General features: G+C 36.3%; 23 protein-coding genes and 4 pseudogenes. 25 read left to right on the top strand and 2 right to left on the bottom strand.

All coding sequences use genetic code 11. The annotated features are described in order from the left end of the window. Positions 1-57: 57 nt before the first annotated feature. Complete coding sequence (locus tag AADV52_RS03395; protein WP_014918848.1) at positions 58-495, bottom strand: hypothetical protein; 438 nt, start codon at positions 493-495, stop codon at positions 58-60. 87 nt (positions 496-582) lie between these two features. Here AADV52_RS03395 and AADV52_RS03390 point away from each other — a divergent pair, with 87 nt between their 5' ends. Further along, complete coding sequence (locus AADV52_RS03390) at positions 583-1,071, top strand: GNAT family N-acetyltransferase (RefSeq protein WP_041808723.1); 489 nt, start codon at positions 583-585, stop codon at positions 1,069-1,071. 46 nt (positions 1,072-1,117) lie between these two features. Here AADV52_RS03390 and AADV52_RS03385 read toward each other — a convergent pair whose 3' ends face one another. Then, positions 1,118-2,296, bottom strand: coding sequence for an IS256 family transposase (locus AADV52_RS03385; protein ID WP_040457022.1), 1,179 nt, complete (start codon positions 2,294-2,296; stop codon positions 1,118-1,120). A 321-nt stretch (positions 2,297-2,617) separates the two neighbouring features. On the opposite strand from AADV52_RS03385, the pseudogene AADV52_RS03380 reads away from it, so the two are divergent. The 24 genes and pseudogenes from AADV52_RS03380 to AADV52_RS03265 all read left to right on the top strand — a co-directional run bounded on the left by AADV52_RS03380 (position 2,618) and on the right by AADV52_RS03265 (position 24,116). Next, a pseudogene (locus tag AADV52_RS03380) lies at positions 2,618-3,038 on the top strand (cytidine deaminase family protein). Between the two features lie 15 nt (positions 3,039-3,053). Beyond that, a complete protein-coding gene (locus AADV52_RS03375; protein WP_014918844.1) occupies positions 3,054-3,815 on the top strand; it encodes a nucleoside phosphorylase in 762 nt (253 codons plus the stop codon). Between the two features lie 2 nt (positions 3,816-3,817). Beyond that, the gene (locus AADV52_RS03370; RefSeq protein WP_003626474.1) at positions 3,818-4,441 is read left to right on the top strand and encodes an NUDIX hydrolase N-terminal domain-containing protein; all 624 of its coding nucleotides are present in this window, start codon (positions 3,818-3,820) and stop codon (positions 4,439-4,441) included. Positions 4,442-4,831: 390 nt separating this feature from the next. Then, positions 4,832-5,191 (top strand): DUF6176 family protein, encoded by a 360-nt coding sequence (locus tag AADV52_RS03365; RefSeq protein ID WP_014563645.1) that lies wholly within the window; start codon positions 4,832-4,834, stop codon positions 5,189-5,191. Positions 5,192-5,326: 135 nt separating this feature from the next. Further along, complete coding sequence (locus tag AADV52_RS03360; protein WP_014918843.1) at positions 5,327-5,695, top strand: DUF5067 domain-containing protein; 369 nt, start codon at positions 5,327-5,329, stop codon at positions 5,693-5,695. Between the two features lie 289 nt (positions 5,696-5,984). After that, the gene (locus AADV52_RS03355) at positions 5,985-7,391 is read left to right on the top strand and encodes an ISLre2 family transposase (RefSeq protein ID WP_126096185.1); all 1,407 of its coding nucleotides are present in this window, start codon (positions 5,985-5,987) and stop codon (positions 7,389-7,391) included. Positions 7,392-7,557: 166 nt separating this feature from the next. Then, the gene (locus tag AADV52_RS03350; RefSeq protein WP_014918842.1) at positions 7,558-7,836 is read left to right on the top strand and encodes a hypothetical protein; all 279 of its coding nucleotides are present in this window, start codon (positions 7,558-7,560) and stop codon (positions 7,834-7,836) included. 98 nt (positions 7,837-7,934) lie between these two features. Then, a pseudogene (locus AADV52_RS03345) lies at positions 7,935-9,282 on the top strand (IS3 family transposase). Positions 9,283-9,560: 278 nt separating this feature from the next. After that, positions 9,561-9,839 carry a type II toxin-antitoxin system Phd/YefM family antitoxin gene (locus tag AADV52_RS03340; RefSeq protein ID WP_003628521.1) on the top strand — a complete coding sequence of 93 codons (279 nt, stop codon included), beginning with the start codon at positions 9,561-9,563 and terminating at the stop codon, positions 9,837-9,839. Further along, positions 9,839-10,185 (top strand): annotated as a pseudogene (locus AADV52_RS03335) (type II toxin-antitoxin system YafQ family toxin). The gene AADV52_RS03340 and the pseudogene AADV52_RS03335 overlap by 1 nt, the downstream one beginning before the upstream one ends. Positions 10,186-10,567: 382 nt before the next feature. Continuing rightward, the gene (locus tag AADV52_RS03330; protein WP_014918840.1) at positions 10,568-11,068 is read left to right on the top strand and encodes a hypothetical protein; all 501 of its coding nucleotides are present in this window, start codon (positions 10,568-10,570) and stop codon (positions 11,066-11,068) included. 528 nt (positions 11,069-11,596) lie between these two features. Next, positions 11,597-11,896, top strand: a complete 300-nt coding sequence (locus AADV52_RS03325) for a type II toxin-antitoxin system YoeB family toxin (RefSeq protein WP_014918839.1) — start codon at positions 11,597-11,599, stop codon at positions 11,894-11,896. Between the two features lie 29 nt (positions 11,897-11,925). After that, the gene (locus AADV52_RS03320; protein ID WP_014918838.1) at positions 11,926-12,561 is read left to right on the top strand and encodes a MerR family transcriptional regulator; all 636 of its coding nucleotides are present in this window, start codon (positions 11,926-11,928) and stop codon (positions 12,559-12,561) included. 236 nt (positions 12,562-12,797) lie between these two features. Continuing rightward, a complete protein-coding gene (locus AADV52_RS03315; protein WP_014918837.1) occupies positions 12,798-13,310 on the top strand; it encodes a GNAT family N-acetyltransferase in 513 nt (170 codons plus the stop codon). A 15-nt stretch (positions 13,311-13,325) separates the two neighbouring features. Next, positions 13,326-15,830 (top strand): ATP-binding cassette domain-containing protein, encoded by a 2,505-nt coding sequence (locus AADV52_RS03310; protein ID WP_014918836.1) that lies wholly within the window; start codon positions 13,326-13,328, stop codon positions 15,828-15,830. Between the two features lie 85 nt (positions 15,831-15,915). After that, positions 15,916-16,128, top strand: a complete 213-nt coding sequence (locus AADV52_RS03305; protein ID WP_014918835.1) for a DUF3923 family protein — start codon at positions 15,916-15,918, stop codon at positions 16,126-16,128. A 290-nt stretch (positions 16,129-16,418) separates the two neighbouring features. Beyond that, entirely contained in the window at positions 16,419-17,036 is a 618-nt protein-coding gene (locus AADV52_RS03300; protein WP_014918834.1) for a non-canonical purine NTP pyrophosphatase, read from the top strand. A 154-nt stretch (positions 17,037-17,190) separates the two neighbouring features. Beyond that, positions 17,191-17,625 carry a LytTR family DNA-binding domain-containing protein gene (locus tag AADV52_RS03295; RefSeq protein ID WP_014918833.1) on the top strand — a complete coding sequence of 145 codons (435 nt, stop codon included), beginning with the start codon at positions 17,191-17,193 and terminating at the stop codon, positions 17,623-17,625. Continuing rightward, positions 17,622-18,050, top strand: coding sequence for a DUF3021 domain-containing protein (locus tag AADV52_RS03290; protein WP_014918832.1), 429 nt, complete (start codon positions 17,622-17,624; stop codon positions 18,048-18,050). The genes AADV52_RS03295 and AADV52_RS03290 overlap by 4 nt, the downstream gene beginning before the upstream one ends. A 170-nt stretch (positions 18,051-18,220) precedes the next feature. After that, on the top strand, positions 18,221-18,829 hold the full coding sequence (locus AADV52_RS03285; protein WP_014918831.1) for an IS607 family transposase: 609 nt from the start codon (positions 18,221-18,223) through the stop codon (positions 18,827-18,829). Between the two features lie 29 nt (positions 18,830-18,858). Further along, positions 18,859-20,184 (top strand): RNA-guided endonuclease InsQ/TnpB family protein, encoded by a 1,326-nt coding sequence (locus AADV52_RS03280; protein WP_014918830.1) that lies wholly within the window; start codon positions 18,859-18,861, stop codon positions 20,182-20,184. Between the two features lie 488 nt (positions 20,185-20,672). Then, positions 20,673-22,187, top strand: a complete 1,515-nt coding sequence (abc-f, locus tag AADV52_RS03275; protein ID WP_014918829.1) for a ribosomal protection-like ABC-F family protein — start codon at positions 20,673-20,675, stop codon at positions 22,185-22,187. Between the two features lie 239 nt (positions 22,188-22,426). After that, on the top strand, positions 22,427-22,960 hold the full coding sequence (locus AADV52_RS03270; protein ID WP_107775373.1) for a hypothetical protein: 534 nt from the start codon (positions 22,427-22,429) through the stop codon (positions 22,958-22,960). Positions 22,961-23,064: 104 nt separating this feature from the next. Continuing rightward, a pseudogene (locus AADV52_RS03265) lies at positions 23,065-24,116 on the top strand (IS30 family transposase). The last annotated feature ends 211 nt before the right edge of the window (positions 24,117-24,327 follow it).

Genomic DNA, 24,327 nt, shown 5'->3' with positions numbered 1-24,327 from the left:
CTCCGGCAATTAATCAATAAAAGTAAAAAAGGTACACTGCAGCGGCCTTTCATAAAATTATTTCTCCGAAGTTCTAAGTGAACAAATGATGTTGATTATATTGCCTAACAGCCAAACTGCAAAAAGTGTTAAAGAGATAGTCAATGCGGTTTGTAAATTGGCGGAGTTAGAATTTTTTAAGTAGGTAGATATAATCATTGCCACAATACTTATCCCAATAGTCATGTGATCTAAGATTGAAAGGGTTTGATATGCTGCGGCAACTTTTATTTTATGATCTTCTGCCAATTCTGGTTCTTCTTTAACTGGATTTAATACCATCTTCAAATAAGCAATAGAGCCGACAAAGCAGATTAACGCACAGATCAGAGCGATGCACATCACCTTTTGATCACCATTATTAAATGCCATCCATGCTGTGGCTGCACAAAACAGCCCAACCAGCAAAGTTAAAGCTATTAGTAGTAGCTGAACAAGCTTAATTGTTTTTCTCATCTCGATCTCCTCATTTCAACAATTTATTGTGTTGCTTAAAATTATATATGATAGAATTAAAAAAAATCTATTTCTTATAATAAATTAATGAAAGAGGTGCATTTGGTTTTGACAGAAGTCATGATTAGAAAATATAGAACTGAAGACTTTGATGAACTGGCTAAGGTTATGGATAAAGGACGCATGCAGGAACTTAAAACAGCAGGGATGGAACAAGTCTTTGTTTCTTTAAAAGATGCACCATATCTCAAGTATTTTTTGTCCTGTGATATTTACGTTGCTGAGAAAGATGAGCAAGTTGTTGGCTTTGTCGGTTTAGGACGACGCCGTTTAGATTTCTTATATGTTTTGCCAGGGATGCAGGTAAAAGGTGTTGGTTCTGCATTGATGAAGACCGCTTTGGCGAAGCTGCCGCGACCAGTAAGATTAGCAGTGTTTACTGACAATGAACGAGCCAAGAATTTATATCAGAAATTCGGCTTTAAGGTAACCGAAACAAGGACTGAAAAATGGTCTGATGAATTTCCAGTTGTCTTTTCTGAGGACACAATGGAGTTGGAAGAAACTGTCAAATAGTTTGTGTAAATAGATCTTTCTCGTAAATTGATTTTTTAATTTTTTCTTAGTCAAAGTAGGATTCCAATGTATCCTGCACTTGGCCGAAGCCTTTATGGATTCGGTTGAAGTAGCGATCATTGTAGCTTATTGCCTGAATGCCAATGAAAGTATCAAGCGACTGCTCGCTTGGAAACTCTGCTTTGGGCTTTGCCTTGCGTTTAACGACATTGTTAAAGGATTCAATCATGTTGGTGGAATAGATTGAGGGTCTGATCTGTTTGGGATAGTTGTAAAAGACCAATAGATCAGGCTCAATGTCTTTTAGATTCCTAATGACATGATTGTATGCCTTGTTCCATTTGTCATAGAATGCATGAAGAGTTTGTACAGCGGCTGTCTTGTTAGGCTGCCTATGAATCTGCTTGAAATCGTTCATGATTGTCTCACGATCGTCAACACGCACTTTATTGCAAATATTGCGCATGACATGAACCAGGCAGCGCTGAAAATGTGCTTTGGGATAAGTCTTTGCCAGAGCTGTTTTCATGCCGACAACACCGTCAGACAAGAAAAGCTCGACTTGCTTCAAACCCCGCGATCTCATGTTTTGAAGCATTTCAGTCCAAACTTCGACGTTTTCGCTGGGTGCTATGCAGTAGTCGATTACTTCTTTATGGCCATTGGGCCTGATGCCGATGGCAATATAGACGGCTTCACGCTCAAACGTTTCTCGGCACAGCGGAAGATACGTTGCGTCAAGATAAACGCAAAAGAACCTGTCGCTAAGCTTGCGTTTGTGATAGGCTTCAACCTTTGGAATCATTTGCTTTGAAATATTTGATACCTGAGCCGGACTGTAATGGCTGCCGTACATCTTTTCAATCAGATCGGCTATTTCTCTGGTAGTGACGCCTTTGGCATAAAGCTTGATAATCATGCTTTCCAGGACGTCCGAGTGCTGCTTGTAGTCAGGCAGAGTGTGCTGATGAAATTCGCCGTTTCTGTCTCTGGGAACCTGAATTTCGATCTGGCCAAACTGCGTATCAACCTTGCGATAATAGATGCCGTTTCTGGAATTGCCAGAGTTCCATCCGCTTTTTGCATAAGGATCATAGCCTAAAAAGGCAGTCAATTCAGCTTCAAGCAATTGATTAACTGCAGTTTGAATTTCCTTGCGCAAAAAATCATTAACTTTGTCTTGATTGAATAGTGCTTGAGCCATATTTTTGGTAAAATCATTCATGAAGGAGTTCTTCTTTCTGTATGTTGTTTTTTTGTTCAATCCAATCATACGAGAAAGGAACTCCTTTTTCTAATGTTTTCAGAAATTAATTTAAGGAATCATTCATCCTTACACAAACTATTTTACGGTCTCAGTTGGAATGATTAAGATGAATATAATTGTAAAGAATATTTTTAAAGTAGTAGGAATTTGGTGCATTTGCATTATGCTGTATTTTGTTTTTTCATTGTGGACGCATGTGCGATTACATACTATTGAGCTAATTTTTGGTATAATTAATTTTTACAATGGCTAAAGTATTTGCACTAAAAGGAGAAAAATATGAAAGACATTGAAAATAAACTAGCCCCTGACTCTACTTGGCAAAAGATGTTCCAAGCGGCTAAACAAGTACAGGGGGTTCCATGAAATATCTGATCATATGGAAGCCGGTGGTGTGGCCGCTGCAGTATTGTCAAAATCGGGGAAGATTTATACCGGAGTGTGTGTTGACACAGCCTGTACTTTAGGCGTATGCGCTGAAAGAAATGCGCTTTTTAATATGATTACTAATGGTGAAACTAAAATCTCACGTGTATTGGCGCTTATGTCTGATGGTAAAAATGGTGCGCCATGTGGTGCCTGCCGCGAATTCATGGTTCAGATGATGGAAAAAGATTATCAAAATGTTGAAGTGATGATGGACTATGAGAGTAATAAAGTAATGACATTAGGTGAATTAACCCCAGAATGGTGGTTATGATTTGGAGGAATAGAGATGAGTGAAAAACCATTTATTTTAGATTTTGATAATGACCAACATGCAGTGCTTGAGCCAGAAGTTGAGCATTTACCTTTTAAATTTCATTCAAAATTGTTGTATGCGTTTGTTCCAGCTTCTGATATTGAGAATTTCTTAAAATCTGTACCTCATAAGGTATTGGGAAAATATGACACAATATCTTTTCAACCTAATATTTATGAAATAGAAATTAATCATGAAAAGATGACTTTATGTCAAGCTCCTTTAGGGGCGGCAGCTGCTACGATGTTGCTTGATTGGCTAATTGCTTATGGGGTAAAGCAAGTTTTAGCCTTTGGAAATGCAGGTGCTATTAAAGAGTTACCAGAAAATGCTATGTTTTTGCCTGTGAAAGCAATTAGAGGTGAAGGTACCTCCTTTTACTATAAGGAACCAGGACAATTCATCGATATGAGATCTAATTATCTTAATGAAATTGGAAAAGTAATTACGGATATGAATTTGGACTACGATGAAATAACCACTTGGACGACAGATGGTTTCTTCAGAGAAACATCTAAAAAAGTTAAACAATTTCAAAAATTAGGAGCTGTGACGATTGAGATGGAGTGTGCAGCAATAGCGGCGTGTGCACAATTTAGAAAAGTTGAATTTGCACAAATATTATTCACTGCAGATTCACTAGCTAATATTGAAAATTATGATTATCGCAATTGGGGACATGAATCGCATGCTGTAGGATTAGATGTTTGTTCGCAGATTTTGAGTAGGGTGTAACTATGGAAGATAAAGATTTATTAATTGAGTGGGCGAAAAGATTGCAAAGCTTGGCACAGGCTGGGCTAACTTACGGAAATGATGATTTTGATTTAGAACGCTATCAAGAAATTCGCGATATTTCTGCGGAGATGATGACTTATAAGTCAGATTTACCTTTGCAAAAAGTGAAGGATTTATTTTGCAATGAAATTGGTTATCAAACTCCCAAGCTTGGGACACGAGCTGCCATTTTTAAGGATAATAAAATTCTTCTAGTTCAAGAAAATGATGGTAGCTGGTCTCTTCCAGGTGGTTGGTGTGAAGTTAATATGTCTGTTAAAGAAAACTGTATTAAGGAAGCCAAAGAAGAGTCTGGACTCGATATTGAAGTTGAAAGAGTTATCGGAATCTATGATCAAAATAAGCATAGTGAAGCCATTTACCCATACAATGTCGTTCACGTTTTCTTTCTTTGTAAACCGCTCGGTGGTGAATTCAATAAAAATATTGAGACCACTACTCGTAAGTATTTCGCTTATGATCAATTACCAGAAAATTTGAGTACAGATAGAAATTCGCTTGATGAGATTGAGGCTTGTTTTAAGGCATATAAAGATCCTGGTTTTCAAGTTGAGTGTGATTAGAAAATACATTTAATGAAAAAGGTCGGTCATGGCATTAGGTGAGTTAACACCAGAATTGGTGACTATTTACTTGGTCAAATGGCTTCACAATTTAATGCAGATTACGGATATGAGAAAAATCCGAATAAAACTACTGATTATCAAGTTACCGTGATTGATTTTGATGAGAATTTCAGAAAAAGATCGACACAGTATATTTAAGAAGGTGTATAGTATATGTTCTCAAATACTATTTCAATAAAATCGTGGTTAGATTTCCCACAAATTACTAAGAAGTGTGATCTTGCGGAAGTAATAATTAGATTTTGCAAAAAAATGTGCAAATATAAAAGATGGTGATTAATGCTAAGAGAAAATACGTTAATGGTAAAAAGATAGAAGGATAATAAAATGACACAAGTCGAATTAACACGTTTTCGTATCAAAAAAGGTAAAGAAGCGGAAGCTCAAGAATGGATGGATTTTTTGAATAGCCATCATGAAGATACCGTAGCCACGATGTCCGGTGAAAAGATGTATATCGAAACTGTTTTTAAAGATGAAAATGAAGATGGTTATACATATTTTTATTGGTATTCAGTACAGGGTGAAAATGGTAGTGCGGTCGAAGAGTCAGAGAGTTATATCGACAAAAAGCACCTTGAATATTGGGATGAATGTATTGATCCTGACTATAAGCCAGTTGATTTAGTTTTAGAACAAAGTTTAATTGCACCAAACGTGATGGAAATTATTAAAAACAATAAATAACAATGTCAGAAGATAAGTGCAACTCCCTAAAAACGCACTTGCCTTATAATTTCAGCCTTTGATATGATAAATTTTGAATAGGATTTTAAAAACATAACGGAGGTTTATTATGAAAAATTTATCAAAGTCGGTGCAATGGCATTAGCGTTAACTGCTTCAGTAGGGACTGTTGTTCCAGTTGTTGATCAACCGCAGACTGTGCAAGCTGCTTCCAAGACTGTCAAAAGTGGATCACTCACTTTTCATATTAAGAAGAAGCAAGTAAGAAAATCTTCTCTTAAAGGAAAGAAGATTTTAGTGCTGTGGGTAGATGTTACTAACCATGGTAAAAAGACAGTTAAGAGTGACATGCTGATGAACTACAGTGGAGTTAATGCTTACCAGAAGGTTCATGGAAAATGGCAGGAATTAACCACAGGTGCAACTAATTCTTCTTCCTTAATTAAGGGATTAGGTAAGATGGAACATAATTTAAAGCACACAAGACTATTAAAAATGGTGTAATTATGTTCACTTTAGAAAACCGTAGTAAGGTCAAGGTTGAATTTCAAAAAGTCTATAATCAAATAACAGCTAGACGTTACTTTAAAGTTAAATAAATTGAAGAAGCATTTATCGTTTGTTACGACAAATGCTTTTTTAATTGCTACTCATTGTCTAAGTGTATAATTTTTTGCGGTAAGTTGAATAATTAATTAAAAAAGCTCAAATCCTTTGAAATTGGACTTGAGCTCAAACAAAAAGACCAGTAGTCTGATGTTAACGAAAAAAACACATTAGAAGCTGGTCTTTTATGGAATCTATTATAGCTGATATCGTAAAAATTATTAAGTCTGAAAATAATGTTATTGCCCGTGAAAAGGCATTAATGTGCTATTTCTTTGATCTGATTAGAGAATTGATGACAGCAGCACTAGAAGAAGTTGATGCTGGTCTAGTTGAAGAGACTAAAAAGCAAGGCTATCAGATCGAGAAGAAAAATAAGCGTTCAGTTGTGACTGCCTTTGGTGAAATCAGCTATTGGCGCAGAAGATATGCTTGTCCTGGCAAAAAGGCTAAATATCCACTGGATAAGCTGATGGGCTATGACAAATATAAGCGTTACAGTGTTTTGGCAGTGAAGGATATTTTGCATGTTAGCGCCGTGGCAACTTACCGCAATACTGCTTTAGCTGTTAATACTCTCTCCTGTTTCAATATTAGCCATAGTCAAGTTGGCAAGCTGATTGTGCAAGCAGGCAAACAGATTAAAGCACAGCAGCAGTCTGAGGAAAGATACGATGGTATTGCTCAAAAGAAAAAGGTGCCAGTGCTTTATCTTGAAGGCGATGGCGTTGTGATCAAGGGCACCAAGAAGCGACTGGAATTTCATCGCTATCAAGTCTGCGAGGATATTATTAATTTAAGCAAGACACGCAGAAAGAGAGTACAGGCCAAAGAGTTTGTTTCTTTAAGCCGCTTGGATGCTTTGCAAGAAATTAAAGCTTATTTAGCCAATACCTATGACTTAAGCGATACTTTAATCATCAGTAATGCCGATGGCGGTGCTGGCTATGCCAAGAAAGACTTTGATGAAATAGTTGGCTATTGCCGGCAGCACGAACACTTCTTGGATGTCTTTCACTTGAACAAAAAGATTAAAGATCGTCTAAGCTTCATGCCGGCCATGCAAGGCAAATTGATCAGTGCAGTTGAGTTTAAATATGACCGTCACTTGACTGACGTGATTTTAGACACGATTGAAAGCAATCTGATTGATGAGCTGAATACGCCAGAAAATCATGAGAATTTAAGGCGCCTGCGCAGCTATCTTCATCGTCGCTGGGTGGATATTAAGCCGTTTAAGATGCGTCATTTGTCAGTAATTAAGGCAATTGGCTGCTGTGAGAGCAATCACCGCAAGTATACTTATCGCGTCAAAGGGCAAGGAAAATACTGGTCAGAAGATGGTGCCGAAGGAATTCTGCGTGTGCTGACTTGCATTAAAAACAAAGAGCTGGAATACTGGCTTAGCAGTGAATTTGCAGGTGGGCAGCTCGATATTGGTGATCAGGAAGAATTGAAAGGTGCAGTTCGTGCCAGCCTAAGAAAGACGCATGAAGCTCATCTGGGCATTCATCACGGCGCCATTGAAAGCTTAACAGCAGGACATAGCTATTTAAACGATTTTAGCAGAAAAATAAATCAAATAAATATTTAAGAAATTAAGGTCAGACTAATGGCTAATAGCCTACCGCAAAAATATTGACACTTACACTCATTGTCTAATATTTGCAAAAAGCTAGAATTTCCTTTATTTTTGATGTAACGGTTAAAATTTTAAATATAGTATTTAAACATCTTCAAAAGTAATAGGAGAGAGTATCATGCGTCAATGGTTAATCATTTTAGTAGCTCTAATCGGAGCCGGATTTATTGTTTATTACTTTGATAAATATCGCAATCGTCGTTATCCAGAATCTAGACCGCAAAATCAAGGTGGAAATTGGGATGCTTTCTGGGCATTTTTGTTCCCATTCATTGTTTTTATCATGGCTATTTATTTCGCAATTGCTAAGCGCAATAAGTTCCGTGCGAAGACCTGTGTGATGTGGGCACTAGGTGGTATGGTTTTTAATGCAATTTGGTATTTATTGTTTAGATAAAAAGGGTTGATCAACTCTTGATGTGAAGTGAGACCTAAAAGTGAGACACTTTTAGGTCTTTTACTATGTCTAAATTTAATAAAGAACAAAAAATATAAATTTATCATAAATGGAAAGATGAGAAAATCTCAATCAGTCAGTTGTCAAAAGCATATAAAATGAACTTAGCTAATCTGGATTACATGCTTAGATTGATTGATATGCATGGAACAAATATTTTGAATACTAGAAAGCGGGTTTATTCTAAGAAGTTTAAAGAACAAACAATTGAACAAGCTATCTTTGGTACTAAGTCAGATGTTCAATTATCGCTAGAATTAGGTTTCAAAAGCATTGGCAGGCTTAACAATTGGCTTAGAGAATACAAAGAAAACGGGTATAATTTCATTATCAAACAGAAAGGACGTCCTGCCCGTGGTCAAAGAGAGTCCAAAATCGCGCAAGGAACTGGAGAAAGAGATCCAAAAGCTGAAAGAAGAAAACTTGCGATTGCGTATTGTGAACGAATACGTAAAAAAACTGAAGGCCTTGGATCAGGAAAAAGATCAGAAGAGATAACTAAGGCAATTACTGATCTAAGGCATGAATTTAAGGTCAGCTTGGACTATGTGCTAGAAGCAATTATGAGCATCCAGAACTGCCCATAATTGCCAGAAGCTCTTACTATAAGATCATTAAAAGAAAACCTAAAAAGCCTAAGCGCCCTAAGCTTATTGCCAAGATCAAAGAAATCTTTAATCACCATCAAGGCCGTTATGGCTATCGCCGAGCAGCGCTGCAGCTAATTAAAGAAGGCTGGAACATTACTGAAAAAACAGTTCGCTACTGGATGCATAAACTAGGCCTTAAGGGCATTAGACGCAATAAGCGCAAATACTCGAGCTATAAAGGTACTATTGGCAAAATAGCACCTAATTTGATTCATCGTGATTTCTTTGCGCCAATGCCTAATATGAAATGGCATACTGACATCACTGAATTTCACCTTAATGGTGAAAAGCTATATTTATCGCCTATTTTGGATGGTTGTGGAGGCGATATAGTTGCTTACTCTATTTCAAAACATCCAGATATGGATTTAGTAATGACGATGCTTGATAAAGCTTTCGTTAAAGAAACAGCTCTTAACAACTGCACTTTTCATACTGACCAAGGCTGTCAATATCAGAATCCCCAATACCAACGTGCCTTAAAACTTCAGGGCATTACTCAAAGCATGTCTAGAAAAGGCAATTCCATGGATGATGTTTAATGGAGAACTTCTTTGGTCTGCTTAAAACAGAGATGTTTTACGATCAAGAGTACAAATACCATAGCCTTCAAGAATTAACTCAAGCTATTAAAGAATATATTGAATACTATAACGAAGAAAGGATAAAGAGCAGATTAAAAGGCTTAACTCCGAAAGAATATCGGAATCAAGCCTCTATTAATCCTGTATTTTAAACTGTCTAATTTTTAGGCCTCAGTTCAAATTGCTACAAAGGTAATGTTTTTTTAATGTTGTTAACAGAAAAATAATAGAGTTATTCTAGCTAGTGTTATTCATCAGATATAACTTTAGCATATTTAGGGTTAGATCAAGAAACTCGTTAACACATTCTAGATACAATTGATTTTGGATAATAATACAACATGAAACTTATCTTTCAGTTTATAAAATTTTTAGCTTGTATAAAGTGACGTAATTAAGTACAATATTAAGTACAAAGAAGGTGAAGGAAATGACAGTAGCATTAACTCAAAGCGACTTTAGAGCGCACATTAAAAAATATTTAGATCAAGTAAACGATGATGATGAGACAGTTTATGTTGCCAGATCAAATAGTCGTAGTGTTGCAGTAATTTCTCAGGAAAAGATGTATTGGATGGAGAAAGCTATACAAGCAAAAGAAGATTCATTAGATTACGCTGTTGCTCGTGATCAATTAATTCGTAGAAATGTTTTGCCTGATGACCCAATTGTTGAATCCAATGATGATTATTGGGAGAAATTTAAATAATGTCAAAATTAGTATTTAGACCCGTGCAACATTTAATGCTGATATGAGACGTCTTGGAAAACTTGATCCAACAATAATTGATGACGTCAGAGCAGCTATCGAAGAATTACTCGAAACTGGTACGTTATCTGAAGAATATCGTGACCATCCTTTAAAAAGGCGACTAGCTGGTTATCGCGAATTTCATGTTAGAGATACCCCTAAAGGTGAGCAGCCTAACGATATAAATGATGTATTAGTCATTTGGTATATTGAACACAATAACTTAGTGGTAGTTGGTGTACGAGTAAGCTCTCACCAACGACTGTTTCCAGGTTTAAATAAGTCTAGAAAGTTTCGTAAATAGTGTAATTTAAAGCTTATTTATATAAATATGTCTTGTTTTCGCTAAATAGTTCTTTATGGCTCTAGTTCTGATTATTTGATTGACGGTACTCTTAAAGTCCCCAGAAATGAAGGGCTTGGCTACTTCGAGACGGCACGGAAGACGGCTTTAGCCGTCTGAAGCGTCGAGAATAGACTTGCCCGAAATAGATGGGGACTTTTTAATTTACCACTAAACAGTCATGGAGTACTTAGACTATTTAGTGTAGTAGTGCTAGCATTATTTTATCTTATTATTCTGTGAATATTTAAGCTTCTATTAGGCACGAGCCAATAATTTAAGTCATCAATCTTAGATAATATAAAATAGAGATAACGCACTATCATAGATATAGAGGTATGCAATGAAAGCACACGAAAAAGAATTTTTAGACAAAACGAAAGACTTAAAAAATAAATTCAATGAGATCAAAAATGATCCTTCCTTTATTTATAATCCTAAAAAGCCAGACGGGGCACATTTAATAAATGTTCGCTCAGTTGGAGAGGGCATGGTAGAGCATACTGAAATTATGAATGCAATTATTGTTCCTGAGTGGGCATTTAACGCTGAGTTTTTAGATGAAAAACATGAAACTGCTAAAATTCAGTTCGAAAATTATTATGCTGATAAAAATGAAAGTCTACCTCAAAATATGTGGCAGACTCCTGTAAAATTTGTATATGATTATTGCAGTTATGACTATACAATTGGTAGTTTTTCTGAAAAATTAGATAATTATTCAGAAGATTTTATTTCTTACGATGAAGCATTGGAAAAATTCCAAGCCTACCAAGAAGACATGATAAAATTAAATGAGCTGATTGCAGAAGCCGAAAAAGCTGATTGCAGAAGCCGAAAATAAGAGAAAAAATCTTAATTCCAATTAATTACGGATAAAAAATGACAAATCTGAATATAATGAAGTGAGACCTAAAAGTGAGACACTTTTAGGTCTCACTTCACTTTTAATATGGCAATGTATTCTTTTCTTATTTCATAAACGAATTTGCCCGTTTGAATAGAGTGAACTGGCAAATATTCATCATTAATATCGAGATCAATGACCTTACCGATGATTTTTTGATCATGAGAGATAAAAATTTGAGCTTGGAATTTATCATTATGAAAGTCCGTTTGGTAATAAAAATAGTTAGACTTCTTAACAAAACCATATTTCGTTAGCAGCTGAAAATTAGGTTGATATTTATTAAAGATAGTTTGTTCTAGTTCTATAATCTTTCTCCGTCTTTTTCTTTCATTATATAACTGTCCCGCGGCGTCATAGATAGCTTAAAAGTTAAGATAATAAATTTTACCGAAAATTAGAATATTCGCTTAACTGTAACCTTAGGTGATACCTTATTTTTAACTAAAAATAAGAGGAGAAAAAATGTTTAACGTTAAGGAAAGACGTATTCTAAAAAAGCATATTAAAAACCTAAAGTCTGCTAGTTTATATAAAACTTATCGCAAAATCCATAATGAATTGGAAACCGATCCTTTAATTAGAACTCATCATTTTGAGCTCTTAGCCAAAAGAGGCGTTAAGCCAGCTGTATATTCAAAAAGGATTAGCCAGGATAATCGAATTGTGTACTCAGTTGATCTAAAAAGCAAAGAGGTAATTATTTTTAGTGCCTGCTGGCATTATTCGAGTGGCAATCAAAGCTTGATTCATAACAAAATTTAATTATAAATAAAAAATAGAGGTGTTAAAGCATGCCAACGAAAAAATTATTGTCGATTTCTGAATTTGCTAAAATTGCTCAAACTACTAGACGGACTTTAATTTTTTATGATCAAAAAGATATCTTTAAACCAGCTAAAATCGCTGAAAATGGCTATCGCTATTACAGTTATGGGCAGCTTTATCAGATCGAATTTATTTTGGGTTTGCGTGATCTAGGATTATCAGTAGAAGAAATCAAAGATTATCTTAGTGATGATAGTTCTGATGCTTTGAATAAGAAGCTAATCCCATTAAGACAAAAGATCGAACAACGAATTCAAAATCTCCAGCAAATTTTGCCTATTTTGCGACAAAAAGAATCACACAATACACAGTTAAGAAATACTGATTTTTATGTGGCTAAAAAATGCTTTTTACCAAAGAGAGAATTCTGGTGTTCAGATTTTAAGGCAGATTGTTCTGAAGAAGAAATTGCTCGTGCGTATAGTGAATTCTATCAAGAAGTTGGTGCAGGCTTAATGACTAACAAGATGCTGTCTGGCTTTTTAACCGCTTTGCCGCAAGCACATGCCAACCAATATGCAGATTTCGGTTTTAGAATCATTAAGGAAAAGTCTTACGATGATGAAGTCAAAATCCCTATCATTACTCAAAACGATGGTTAGTATATAGTTGCTAAAGTCGAAAGTACAGGAATTGGCATTGAAAAAGGTCTGGCTGTAATTAGAAAATATGCCGAAGCTAATGACCTTGAATTAGGTGATGATTTATGGCAATTCAATATAGGTATTAATATTGAACGTCTGGGTTTAACTAAAGACAGTATATTAGCGTATGCTATAACTGATAATGAGTTATAGTTAATAGTCACGCATATTCTGAAATGGCAGAGGGCGATTAGATGAATATTCAAATTAAGCAAATAACAAATTTAGAAGATATTAACATAAAGAATGAACCTTTTACTATCTGGGGCAAGATGATTCCCAGTCTAAAAAATGGACATTGGAATTATCAAATAGAGAAGTTTAAGCAGTCCAGTATGACTTGTTTTCCTGACGAAGATTATCAATATGATAAAAATGCGATCTATCTAGCTGCCTACGATAAAAATAAGTGCATAGGATTAGCAATTTTACTAAAAGGCATGTTCAAATATCTGTATTTAGATGATTTAAAAGTTAGTTCTGCCTATCGTGGACAAGGAATAGGCAGTAAGCTAATTGCGGAATGTATGAAAAATGCTAAAGGTGAGGGGATGCAAGGAATATACACGATTGCTCAAGATAATAATTTATCAGCTTGTTTATTCTATCTAAAAAATGGTTTTGAAATTGGTGGCTTTAATAATCGCGACTATCGTGGAACTGCTCAAGAAGAAAAAGCAGATATTTATTTTTATAAAGACTGTTAATTAAGAAGGGATATTATGGCATTACCAAAGCAAATGGAAGTTAGAGGAGCAAAAGTTCACAACTTAAAAAATATTGACGTCAATATTCTGCTGCATAAGTTTGTAGCTATTTCAGGATTGTCTGGATCGGGGAAATCATCCCTAGCTATGGGAATTCTTTATGAAGAAGGATCGCGCCGGTATCTTGATGCACTTTCTACATATATGAGAAGACGAATTAAGCAGGGGGCACAAGCTGATGTTACTTCGGTTAAGCATATTCCGTCAACATTGGCTCTGCGTCAGCGTCCCAGTGTTCCTAATGAAAGAGCAAATGTTGGTACAACAACTGAAACTTTTAATGTCTTGCGCTTGATTTTTTCACGACTTGGTTCACCTATCTGTCCTAATGGTCACCGAGTTGCACCAAGTCTGGCAATAGCTGAAGCAATGTCAAAATCCGGCGAAGAAATGGGACGAATCACTTGTCCAACTTGTGGCGTAAAGTTTTATGTCCCAAGCGCTGAAGAATTTGCATTTAATTCAGACGGTGCATGTACTGAATGTGGCGGTACAGGCAAGGTGCGTCAACTTGATGAAAATAAATTGATCGCTGATGAAAACTTATCAATTGAAGACGGCGCAGTTGCTTCGTGGTCCTTACCAGGGCGTAATTTTATGCCTAGTGTGGCAGAGCATGCAGGAGTTCGTATCAATGTTCCATTTAAAGATTTAACTGATAAAGAAAAAGACTTTGTCTTAAATGGTCCAGAAAAGAAATATAAGATGGACTTTTTATCAGGCACTGGCCGCGTGTTCCATGACTTTAATGCTCTTTATGAAAATGCTCACCAGGCAGTTCTTCGTTCAGCCAAGAGTAGCAAGAGTGAACGTGCACAAAAGAGAATCGCCGAATTCTTCACTTATTCAACTTGTCCTGTTTGTCATGGTACACGGCTTCGTCCTGAATTACTCAAGCAATTAGTTAATGGCAAGAATATTGATGAAGTTGAACATATGCAACTAGGTGATTTGCCTGCTTGGAGTAAAGAAGTTTTAGCCAAATTACCGGAAGAGATGCACCAGATGGCATCTTCCTTGATCAAGGAATTTATCAATAATTTGCAGCCATTGCTTGATTTGGGCTTAGATTATTTGACTATGGCTCGAGCAGGAAATACACTTTCAACCGGTGAATTGCAACGAATCCAATTGGCCAGAACTTTAAGAACAGAAACTACAGGCGTTCTTTATGTATTAGATGAACCATCAATTGGGCTCCATCCCGCTAACGTCGATGGTTTGATTAAGGTTTTGCGCAAATTAGTTGATCAAGGCAATTCTTTGGTCGTGGTTGATCATAATGTCGATATTATTAAGGCAGCCGATGAAATCATCGAAATCGGACCAGGATCTGGTGAACAAGGTGGTCAAATTCTAGCTCAAGGTACGCCTCGAGAATTAGAAGATAATAAAAAATCTTTGATTGCACCATATTTAAATGGTAAAGCTGATTTGATGGCAAGAAAAACGACTGATAAGATTAATAGCGATCAAATAAAATTTGAAATAGAGCATTATTTCAACTTACATGATATTAAAGCTGGTATTCCAGTTAATCAAATTACTGCAGTGACAGGCTTTTCTGGAGCAGGTAAGACCAGTTTGATTTTGGATTCCTTAGTTCCGGCTATTGAGGCACAGGCAAAGGGCGAGAAGTTACCTAAACAAATTAAGAAATTCTCTTCACCGGTTCATAATGTAGTTAGTGTTGATGCGACTCCGATTGGTAAGAGTACCCGTTCAACTGTAGCAACCTATACTTCAATCATGGATAATCTGCGTAAGCTTTTTGCTCGGCAGCCACTAGCAAAAGAAAAGCATTACACGCCAAGCTACTTCTCTTATAACAATAAAGAAGGAGCTTGCCCAACTTGTGGTGGAACGGGAATTGTGACGTTAGATATTCAATTTTTGCCAGATATGCAGCAGACTTGTCCTACTTGCCATGGTGAACGTTATAATCCAGCAATTCAACAAGTAAAGTGGCACGGAATGTCAATTGTTGATGTGCTTAATTTAGATATTAATGAAGCACTACCTGTGTTCAAAAAGGCACCGAAGATTGAACGAGAATTGAAATTGTTAAAAGAAGTCGGTTTGGATTACTTGCATTTAGGTGAAAGTACACCAACTTTATCTGGTGGTGAAGCACAAAGATTGAAGCTGGTTACTCATTTGAGTCATAAGCAAGATGATACTTTGTTTGTCTTCGATGAACCAACGATCGGTTTGCATCCCTTAGATGTGAAGGTTTTGGTAACCGTAATGCAAAAATTGCTTGATCAAGGTGCAACCATTATTACGATCACACATGATTTGAATTTAATTGTTAATAGCGATTATATTTTGGATCTAGGACCACGCGGCGGTAAAGCTGGTGGTAGAATCGTGGCTGAAGGGATGCCACGAGAATTAGTCAAGCATCCAGATAGTTTAACTACACGGTATTTGGCTGATTATTGGAAGCAATTTGAATAGATAAGAAAAATGAGTCTTTTTTGGACTCTTTTTTGTGTATGACTAGTGATAATATATATACAAAATTGAGGGAGGACAAATAGAAATGAAAGCTTTAAAAATTAGTAGTGTAATTTGGCTTATTTTATTCATACTTTTGGCAATTTTCATTATGATGCGACACGTGGACGGTGCCGGCGTAGTTCAAACGATGCCAATTAAGTTGATAAATTTAGCAGTGCTGGCTGTATTTGCATTAATTGTTTTAGTTGGACATCTTATTTGGCTTTTGATTGTGCGGAAAAGACAAAATATTTAGTATAAAATTACTCATCAAAATGGACATAGAATTTTTAAAATTCTACGTCTGTTTTTCAATTGGTCTAGATAAAAATAAACGCTTAGTATTTAAAACTTCACAAGCAACATATGAGTAATATAAATAAAGTACGTTAATAAGCCAATATCGATAATAAAGGCCAGTAACACAGCCCATTATTCTTGACTCTACTTCACAAAGATTAGACAATGAAACTGTATCTTGATACCGGATACATAAAATTGGTATAAAACAAACAGAGCTTTTAAATGAAAGTGGAGAAAAAGAAAATGGATAAATTATTATATACAACTTACGATCAAGATAAAGTAAACGATTTACAAGAAATTTTAGGTGAATTAAATCTAGATATTGAAGTCATCGGATTATCTTCAATAGATTATGCGCCGCAAAAGTCGTATTCTGAGGAAACATTTTTGAATAATGCGAGAAATACGGCTCATCGCTTGGCTGAGTATACCAAGTTGCCAACATTATCTGAAAGTTCTGGACTAAGTGTTGATTATTTGTTCAATTCGTTAGAGATTTTACCTTATCATCATAATGGTCAAGATGATAAGGCAAGACTGCTTGGCTATTTAGGTGGAGTACCTAGTGAAAAAAGAACGGCCAGTTATTACACGACTTTTGCTTTCAGTTGGCCTGGTCAAGAAGATAATGATATTGTTAGCTCTGGTCGAATTAGCGGCGTGATTGCAAAATATCCTTTTGGCAATAGTACTTATGGTTATGATTCTTCATTCGTTGTTCCGAAGCTAGGTAAGACATTTGGCGAGATGAATATTGATGAAAGAAATCAAGTGTCACAGCGTAGAGCTGCATTAGATAGATTGCTCGCAGGTTTACCAAGTTGGTGGCAAGCACAAAAGCAGGTAACTACTAGATAAAAATAAAGGATTAGATATTGAAAGGTGAGATGAAAATCTCGCTTTTTTTGTTTATAAATAACCATTTACCGCCCTAGAACTACCACTTACCTGAAATGACTGGTATTAACGTCAAAAGAGCATATACTGGTAACAAAGTCAGGAGGGGATGCAAATGAAGGTTAAGTTCAATATTGATGAAAGTCTTCAGGAGGAAAAGGCAGAGTTTTGGTTAAAGAAAATGACTGATAAGATTAGTCGAATTACAAAAGAGTTGAATTCAAAACAGGATTTTCTTTGGTGCTTTAAAAATGGGGATGCTTTTCCAGTCAATTTTTCAAAAATTGCTTTAATTCAAGTCGAGGAGGAAAAAACTAAAATTTACACTGCAGACAATATTTACTTGTATAAGGTTCGTTTGTATCAGGTTAAAAATTTATTGCCGCATGAATTCATCGCCGTCTCGCGAGGTGCGATTATTAATTATCATCAATTAGATCACTTGCAAATATTGAACAATGGCAATATTGATGCAATTTTGACAAATAAGATAAGGGTACAAGTTTCTCGGCGTAGAATCAAAGATTTGAAAGAGAGGTTAGGGCTATGAAAACTTTTAAAAATATGGTTATAAGTGCGTTGGTAGGAATCGGAATTGGCATGATTTGGATGGCGGTTGATTTGGTGCTTTCGGTTAATGGGCAAAGTGTTGAAAATGCAAAGATGTTTGTATCAAGTTTTCTTTTTTGGCTGGTAGCTTCATTTTTGATTGGCGTATTTTTCTATCTTGCTAGTTGGATTTTTGATAAAGATCAATGGTCATTGAGAAAGCAGGTAGTGGTTAATTTCTTCGTTTGTTTTGCGGCGTGGTTGCTTTTAAATCTTTATCTTAATAATTGGCAGTTTTCTTGGACGTTGGTATTTAGTGCATTTGCTAGTTTTGTAATTATGTATGTTATTGCCTATGGGTTATATTTCTGGCATTTGTGGAAAGATGTTAAGAAAATCAATCAGAGATTGGAGAACAGTAAATAATGATAGTCTTTTATGTTGAGACAGCTAGTTATTTTCACTAAATGTATAGTCATAAATTATTAGTTTAATTATTTCATAAGCAATCACTTGATATGATTGCTTATTTTTAAGTCTTGCTTTAATGACTTTATGAGTATATATGATATAATATTAGTGAAGGAGATGATCTTTTGAAAGCTGGAAAAGTGATGGATTTGCTTCAAATCAGTCGTTCAACTCTGAAACGCTATCGTGAAAAAGAAATCCTTGAGGCTAAAAAATTGCCAACCGGTCAATATGATTTTGATGATGATTCCGTTTTTTTGCTTAAGAATAAACATTCCAAACGCTTGACCGTTTTATATGGCCGAGTTTCAACCTATAAGCAGAAAGCTGATTTGGCTAATCAAATGCAGGAGCTGTCTGATTTTGCCCAAAGCAAAGGCTTTCAGGCAAACGATAGCTTTCAAGATATTGCCAGTGGCATTTCTTTCAAGAACCGAAAGCAGTTTTTCAAGATGCTTGACTTAATCTTAGCAGGCAAGGTCAAGCGGGTTATTATCACTCACAAAGATCGCTTAAGTCGGGTGGGCTTTGAACTGTTTGAATATTTATTTCAAAACTACGGTACTGAAATTGACGTGATTTCAGATGAGATGAACCCCAAAACTGATGAGCAGGAATTGTTTGAAGAAATCATTAGCCTGCTTCACTGCTTTTCAATGAGAGAATATTCCCATAGCAGAGCTGAAAGAAAGCTTTTTGAAGCCACTTTGAATCAAAAGGAAAAGACTAAGTAGACTAATCATATTTTAAAGGATGCGAAACTATGCGTAAGAAAATCGTGCCTAGAAACAAGGCTAAATATGAACATCTAGCCAGCGAATACCTGGTTGCTGGAAACAGCAAGCTGGATCAGTGCAGTCATGCCAGTCATGATCTTTATAACCGTGCCCTTTATGATCTACGTCAGGGCTTCTTTAAAAGAAATTACGTCAAAGGCTATTGCGATTTAGACCAAAGATTCAAAAAGCGCTATAGCGCTCGTGAATCTATGCTTTACCACTCATTATTCTATGTTCAAAGCGCCCAACAGACTCTAAAAGAAGTCAATACTATCTGGTCGGCTTGGCTTAAGGCACTCAAAGCATATCAAGCCAACCCCGGCAAATTTACCGGTCGGCCAAGAATGCCTAAGTACTTAGCCAAAGGTCAAAGACATGTCTTCTTTGTCACTAATCAAAACGCCAAAGTAAAGGATGACTATTTAATCATACCTAAGCTTGGCTTCAAACTGAAATTAACACCTCAGGTCAAGGCTATTCAAAGAGTAGCTTTTAAGCCGGTCTATGGCGGTTATAAGGCCATCGTGCAATACAAAACAAATCGAGATATTGACTATTTGCCTGATAACGGTCGCTACATGGGTATTGATCCGGGAGTAGACAATGCCTTTGCTTGCGTGGCTAATATCCAAAAAGCGCCTTTGCTTGTTAATGGTCGGGCCATCAAATCGGTTAATCAGTACTACAACAAGGAGCGTTCAAGGCTAAAAGCTTTGCAGGCTCGGTATCATCAGCTTGAAAGCATAGTTGATACCCAGCAGGGAAAGAAGCCAGTTTATCGGGAGACCAAAGCCATGCGCAGAATTACGGCATGGCGCAATCGCAAGATCCGGCAGTTTGCCCACAAAGCATCCAAGCGCATCGTTGATTATGCGCTAAGCTGTGGTGCAAATACGATCGTGATCGGCAATAACAAGTCTTGGAAGCGCAGTTCCGATATGGGCAGAAAGAACAATCAAAACTTTATCGGCATTCCGCACAAGGTCATGATCGACATGATTCAATATAAAGCCAACCTAGCCGGCATTAGCGTCATTAGAACTAATGAAAGCTACACTAGTCAGACAAGTGCTTTGGATCATGAAAAGCCTTGCTGGGAAAACGGCAACCAGAGCCGTAAAAGACAAGGCAAAACCCCGATTAACAGACGCATTCACCGTGGGCTGTTCCAGTCGAATAACGGCAGACTGGTTAATGCGGATATTAACGGAGCCTTGCAGATAATCAGAAAAGTATTCCCTAAATTTTCATTAGATGAAGGGATAGAGGATGCAGTGTTGCATCCAGTCAAATGGTCGCCTCTCATTTGAGCGTCCACTTGACAAACGAAAATAGCTTGGCGACTGGCTTTAGCTGGGTTGACGCTGTTGTAAAGTTGTCCTTATAGCTTCGGTTATTATCATAGATAAACGGAGTGTTTTAAAAAGGTTAACGGCAGATATTGGCTAAAACAAGTTGCATTCTTAGGAAAATAGGGTCATTTGAAGCAAAATGACTGTATTGACCTAATATTTTCTAACATCATAATAACATTTTAGAGTATAAGCTTGTAATTTATAAAGTGTCGTGATATTATTGCTTCATCAATTGAAATTCATTTTATAGAAAGAAGGGTCGCCGTTGCGTCTTTAATCTTGCAAATTTAAGCATAGTTGAATAATTATTCCAGATTATGACGGAGAGACTATGCACTTTTGACAAGATTAGCAACAGGCGATATCTTCTTTTTCTATGCGCAAATAATGAGGGAGAGTCTGCACTTGTCAAAAGTGTGGGCTCTTTTTTGCGAGGCGATTTTATGAGCAACATTAGAATTTCAAATTTGTCTTTTAGATATGATGACAGCAGTGAGAATATTTTTAACAATTTAAACCTGAATCTAGATAGTACTTGGAAACTGGGGTTAGTTGGCAGAAACGGTCGCGGTAAGACTACATTTTTAAACTTGCTGCGTGGAAAACTACATGGTCTGGGCGACATTCAAACCCGGTTGAATTTTTCATATTATCCGATTAAAATTGCTGATCCCGCTAACATCACTTTATATGAGTTACAAAAGCAAACTAATTTTGAAGAGTGGGAGCTAGACCGTGAATTAAATTTGATGAACGTTAATCCAGACTTGTTATGGCAACCGTTTAACACTTTAAGTGGCGGCGAGCAGACTAAGGTTTTACTAGCGTTGTCTTTTACAAATAAGGATTCTTTTGCCTTGATTGACGAACCTACAAATCATCTTGATGAAGATAGCAGACAAGAGATTAGCAATTATCTAGGTAAGCATGAGAAGGGCTATATCGTGGTTAGTCACGATCGTGATTTTTTGAATCAGGTGACCGACCATATTTTGGCGATTGAAAATACGGAGATTCATTTGTATCAGGGGAACTTTGCGACATATGAAGATACAAAGCAGAAGAGGGATGAGTTTAACCGAGAGAGAAATCAAAAGCTGAAGGGTGAGATTAACGAATTACATCAGCAAAAGGAGCAATTTTATCATTGGGCCCAGAAAGTAGAGGCTAGAAAAAATATTGGTCGAAAATATCAGCATGTTCTTAATCGGCGAACTAGATTAAATAAAGGAGCCATTGGTCATGCGGCTGCCAAAATGATGAAGAAGTCGATTAACGCTCGAGATAGAATGGATCATAAGATTCAAGCTAAGCAGGGCCTAATGACTAACATTGAAGATATTCCTGAATTAAGCATGAATTTCAAGGCTAACTATCATTCCACTTTGCTTGAAATCCAACATCTTGATCTTCAAATAGATGGTAAAAGTTTATTTAAAGATTTAAATTTAGTGGTCAAAAATCATGGAGTTGTTTCTCTTGAAGGACGAAATGGTTCAGGTAAATCGACTTTTTTGAAAATGCTGCTAGATAAAGCACCAACAGTTAAATACCAAGGTAAGTATGAATTAGCTGATGGTTTATCAATTTCTTATTTGCCACAGGACTTTACAGAGTATAAGGGAACTTTACATAATTTTGCATATGAACATAAAATTTCTTATGAAGAATTGCTGAATAATTTGAAAAAGCTGGGCTTTCCCCGAGCCAGTTTTGCAACGCTGATTGAAGAAATGAGTATGGGACAACAGAAGCGAGTAGCATTGGCTAAGTCGCTAGTTGAACCGTCCGACTTGTATTTGTGGGATGAACCGGCTAATTATTTTGATGTTTTTAATCAAGATCAACTGATTGAATTATTGAAAAAGGTCAAACCTGCTATGCTGCTTATTGAACACGATGAGTATTTCATTGAGCAGGTGGCGGATCAAAGAGTGAGATTGGATATAGCAGAATAGAAAGAAGCACGTTACTGGTTGGTTAGTAACGTGCTTTTGCTTAAATCTTTTTGGTTAACGATTTTAATATTGTTTTCTTTTTTGAGCTGTATTTTTGTCGAGACTGTAAAATAGTTTGTGTAAGGATGAATGATTCCTTAATTTAATTTCCTAAAACATTAGAAAAAGGAGTTCCTTTCTCGTATGATTGGTTTGAACAAAATAAACCATTGTTAGACTTACTATATAAATTAAACTCATTGCAAAAAATTCATCTTAGTATACCTGCTGATTTGGCCAATGGGACAGCAGGTTTACTAATAGGATTTAATTTATTGGTTAAAACCTCAGATTATCCTTCATTTTCTTATATTAGAAAGAGATTAATTCATAGTCTGATTAAATACCATGAAACAGATGAAAATGGAATAGAATATGGAAAACTTGGTATTTTAAATTGCGTTTACTTTTTAAATAAACGAAATAATTTATTTAAAAAAATTTATAAGCAAGAATTTTTTGATGATTTGAAATATGAAGTCGAAAAATTAATAAGAAGAAATATCCAAAACAAGACTTTTCTAGGAATACCTGAATATCAAGATAAAAATATCATATATCCTAATTTAATGACAGGCGGAGCGGGAGCAATACTATATTGTTTATTCTGCAACGATCTAGGTATAAGTCAATCTACACTTCTAAAACAGTATGATGTGCCCTTTATGGTAAATAACGGTATATCTTATGGAATTGCAGGTTTTATTTTACCCCTTCTATTAGGATTAAAATAGGCCGATTGTAAAATTAAGTTGAACACTTTGTAAAAAATAAAAGTCCATCTGGACCTGTTTGATAGAATGTTAATAACCACAAAAACATCTATTGGAGGTCACAAATGGACTCTTTACATTCTACCATGAATCAGCACGTTAAAGGCAAGCACTTGTCATTTGAAGAACGGGTTATTATCCAAACTCGCTTAAAAGATGGCTGCTCTATTAGAGCAATTGCTCGCGAACTGGGCTGCTCTCCTTCTACGATCAGCTATATGAAGTCAGACGGGGCACTGTTTCTCTCTATCACGGCAAGCAGAAGCGCTACAAGGCTGATCAGGGCCAAAGCGTTTATCAAATAAATCAGCGCCACTGTGGCCGCAAATCAGCTTTCTTGAAGAAGGCTGGCTTTATCAATTATGTCATTAAGCATTTCTTTGAAGACGGCTGGTCGCTTGACGTTTGTGCCAACCGTAGTTTAGCTACCGGGGAATTCTCGCATTATCAAACAGTCTGCACCAGAACTCTGTACAACTACGTTGATCAAGGACTGATGACCATCAAAAACTATAACTTGCCCGAAAAGCTCAAGCGCAATACCAAGCTTCATCATGTTCGCCAAAACAGGAAGAAGCTGGGACGAAGCATCGAAGAGCGGCCTAAAGAGATTGAGCAGCGCAGCGAATTTGGTCATTGGGAATGCGATCTTGTCTTGGGTCATAAGACCAAGGACGATCAGGTTCTGTTAACTCTTTCCGAGCGCATGAGCCGCGAATTCCTGATTATTCGTATACCTGACAAGACCTCTGCCAGCGTCATGCAGGCTTTTCAAATGCTTCAAAAACAGTACAGCGAGCATTGGAACGATATCTTTAAGACAATTACTACTGATAATGGTTCAGAGTTTGCGGATCTAGCTAATCTGGAACAAGTCTCTAAAACGCTTATTTATTATGCTCATCCTTATACTTCTTGTGATAAAGGAACTGTTGAAAGACATAATGGCCTGATCCGCAGATTCATTCCTAAAGGAGACTGCATCAATAACTATTCTCTCCAACAAATCATTGATATTGAAACCTGGTGCAACTCTTTGCCCAGAAAGATCCTGGCATATCACACGCCAGATGAAATCTTTGAGAGAGAATTAGATCAAATCTATCAAGCAGCTTAAGCGTTCAATTTATTATTGCAATTTACGAAAACAATATTTTTTTCTTTAATATCAAGATCAAATTTAATACAATTATTAAAAGAGGACATAGAAACACACCTTTATTTATAAAATGTTTAGTAGGATAGATTTTTTATTACAGGGGACTATGTCCTCCTTTTTTATGCAATAAAAAACCTGTTAACAGCTCATCATATTGATAAGTCATCAA

It is taken from the genome of Lactobacillus helveticus, assembly GCF_046109915.1.
Taxonomy (GTDB): domain Bacteria; phylum Bacillota; class Bacilli; order Lactobacillales; family Lactobacillaceae; genus Lactobacillus; species Lactobacillus helveticus.
Note: the sequence above shows the minus strand (reverse complement) of the source record. Positions and strands in the feature narration are given on the sequence as shown.

Coding starts and splice junctions, on each gene's coding strand:
- AADV52_RS03395 (WP_014918848.1), bottom strand. CDS start 495: ATGAGAAAAACAATTAAGCTTGTTCAGCTACTACTAATAGCTTTAACT.
- AADV52_RS03390 (WP_041808723.1), top strand. CDS start 583: ATGAAAGAGGTGCATTTGGTTTTGACAGAAGTCATGATTAGAAAATAT.
- AADV52_RS03385 (WP_040457022.1), bottom strand. CDS start 2,296: ATGAATGATTTTACCAAAAATATGGCTCAAGCACTATTCAATCAAGAC.
- AADV52_RS03375 (WP_014918844.1), top strand. CDS start 3,054: ATGAGTGAAAAACCATTTATTTTAGATTTTGATAATGACCAACATGCA.
- AADV52_RS03370 (WP_003626474.1), top strand. CDS start 3,818: ATGGAAGATAAAGATTTATTAATTGAGTGGGCGAAAAGATTGCAAAGC.
- AADV52_RS03365 (WP_014563645.1), top strand. CDS start 4,832: ATGACACAAGTCGAATTAACACGTTTTCGTATCAAAAAAGGTAAAGAA.
- AADV52_RS03360 (WP_014918843.1), top strand. CDS start 5,327: ATGGCATTAGCGTTAACTGCTTCAGTAGGGACTGTTGTTCCAGTTGTT.
- AADV52_RS03355 (WP_126096185.1), top strand. CDS start 5,985: ATGGAATCTATTATAGCTGATATCGTAAAAATTATTAAGTCTGAAAAT.
- AADV52_RS03350 (WP_014918842.1), top strand. CDS start 7,558: ATGCGTCAATGGTTAATCATTTTAGTAGCTCTAATCGGAGCCGGATTT.
- AADV52_RS03340 (WP_003628521.1), top strand. CDS start 9,561: ATGACAGTAGCATTAACTCAAAGCGACTTTAGAGCGCACATTAAAAAA.
- AADV52_RS03330 (WP_014918840.1), top strand. CDS start 10,568: ATGAAAGCACACGAAAAAGAATTTTTAGACAAAACGAAAGACTTAAAA.
- AADV52_RS03325 (WP_014918839.1), top strand. CDS start 11,597: ATGTTTAACGTTAAGGAAAGACGTATTCTAAAAAAGCATATTAAAAAC.
- AADV52_RS03320 (WP_014918838.1), top strand. CDS start 11,926: ATGCCAACGAAAAAATTATTGTCGATTTCTGAATTTGCTAAAATTGCT.
- AADV52_RS03315 (WP_014918837.1), top strand. CDS start 12,798: ATGAATATTCAAATTAAGCAAATAACAAATTTAGAAGATATTAACATA.
- AADV52_RS03310 (WP_014918836.1), top strand. CDS start 13,326: ATGGCATTACCAAAGCAAATGGAAGTTAGAGGAGCAAAAGTTCACAAC.
- AADV52_RS03305 (WP_014918835.1), top strand. CDS start 15,916: ATGAAAGCTTTAAAAATTAGTAGTGTAATTTGGCTTATTTTATTCATA.
- AADV52_RS03300 (WP_014918834.1), top strand. CDS start 16,419: ATGGATAAATTATTATATACAACTTACGATCAAGATAAAGTAAACGAT.
- AADV52_RS03295 (WP_014918833.1), top strand. CDS start 17,191: ATGAAGGTTAAGTTCAATATTGATGAAAGTCTTCAGGAGGAAAAGGCA.
- AADV52_RS03290 (WP_014918832.1), top strand. CDS start 17,622: ATGAAAACTTTTAAAAATATGGTTATAAGTGCGTTGGTAGGAATCGGA.
- AADV52_RS03280 (WP_014918830.1), top strand. CDS start 18,859: ATGCGTAAGAAAATCGTGCCTAGAAACAAGGCTAAATATGAACATCTA.
- abc-f (WP_014918829.1), top strand. CDS start 20,673: ATGAGCAACATTAGAATTTCAAATTTGTCTTTTAGATATGATGACAGC.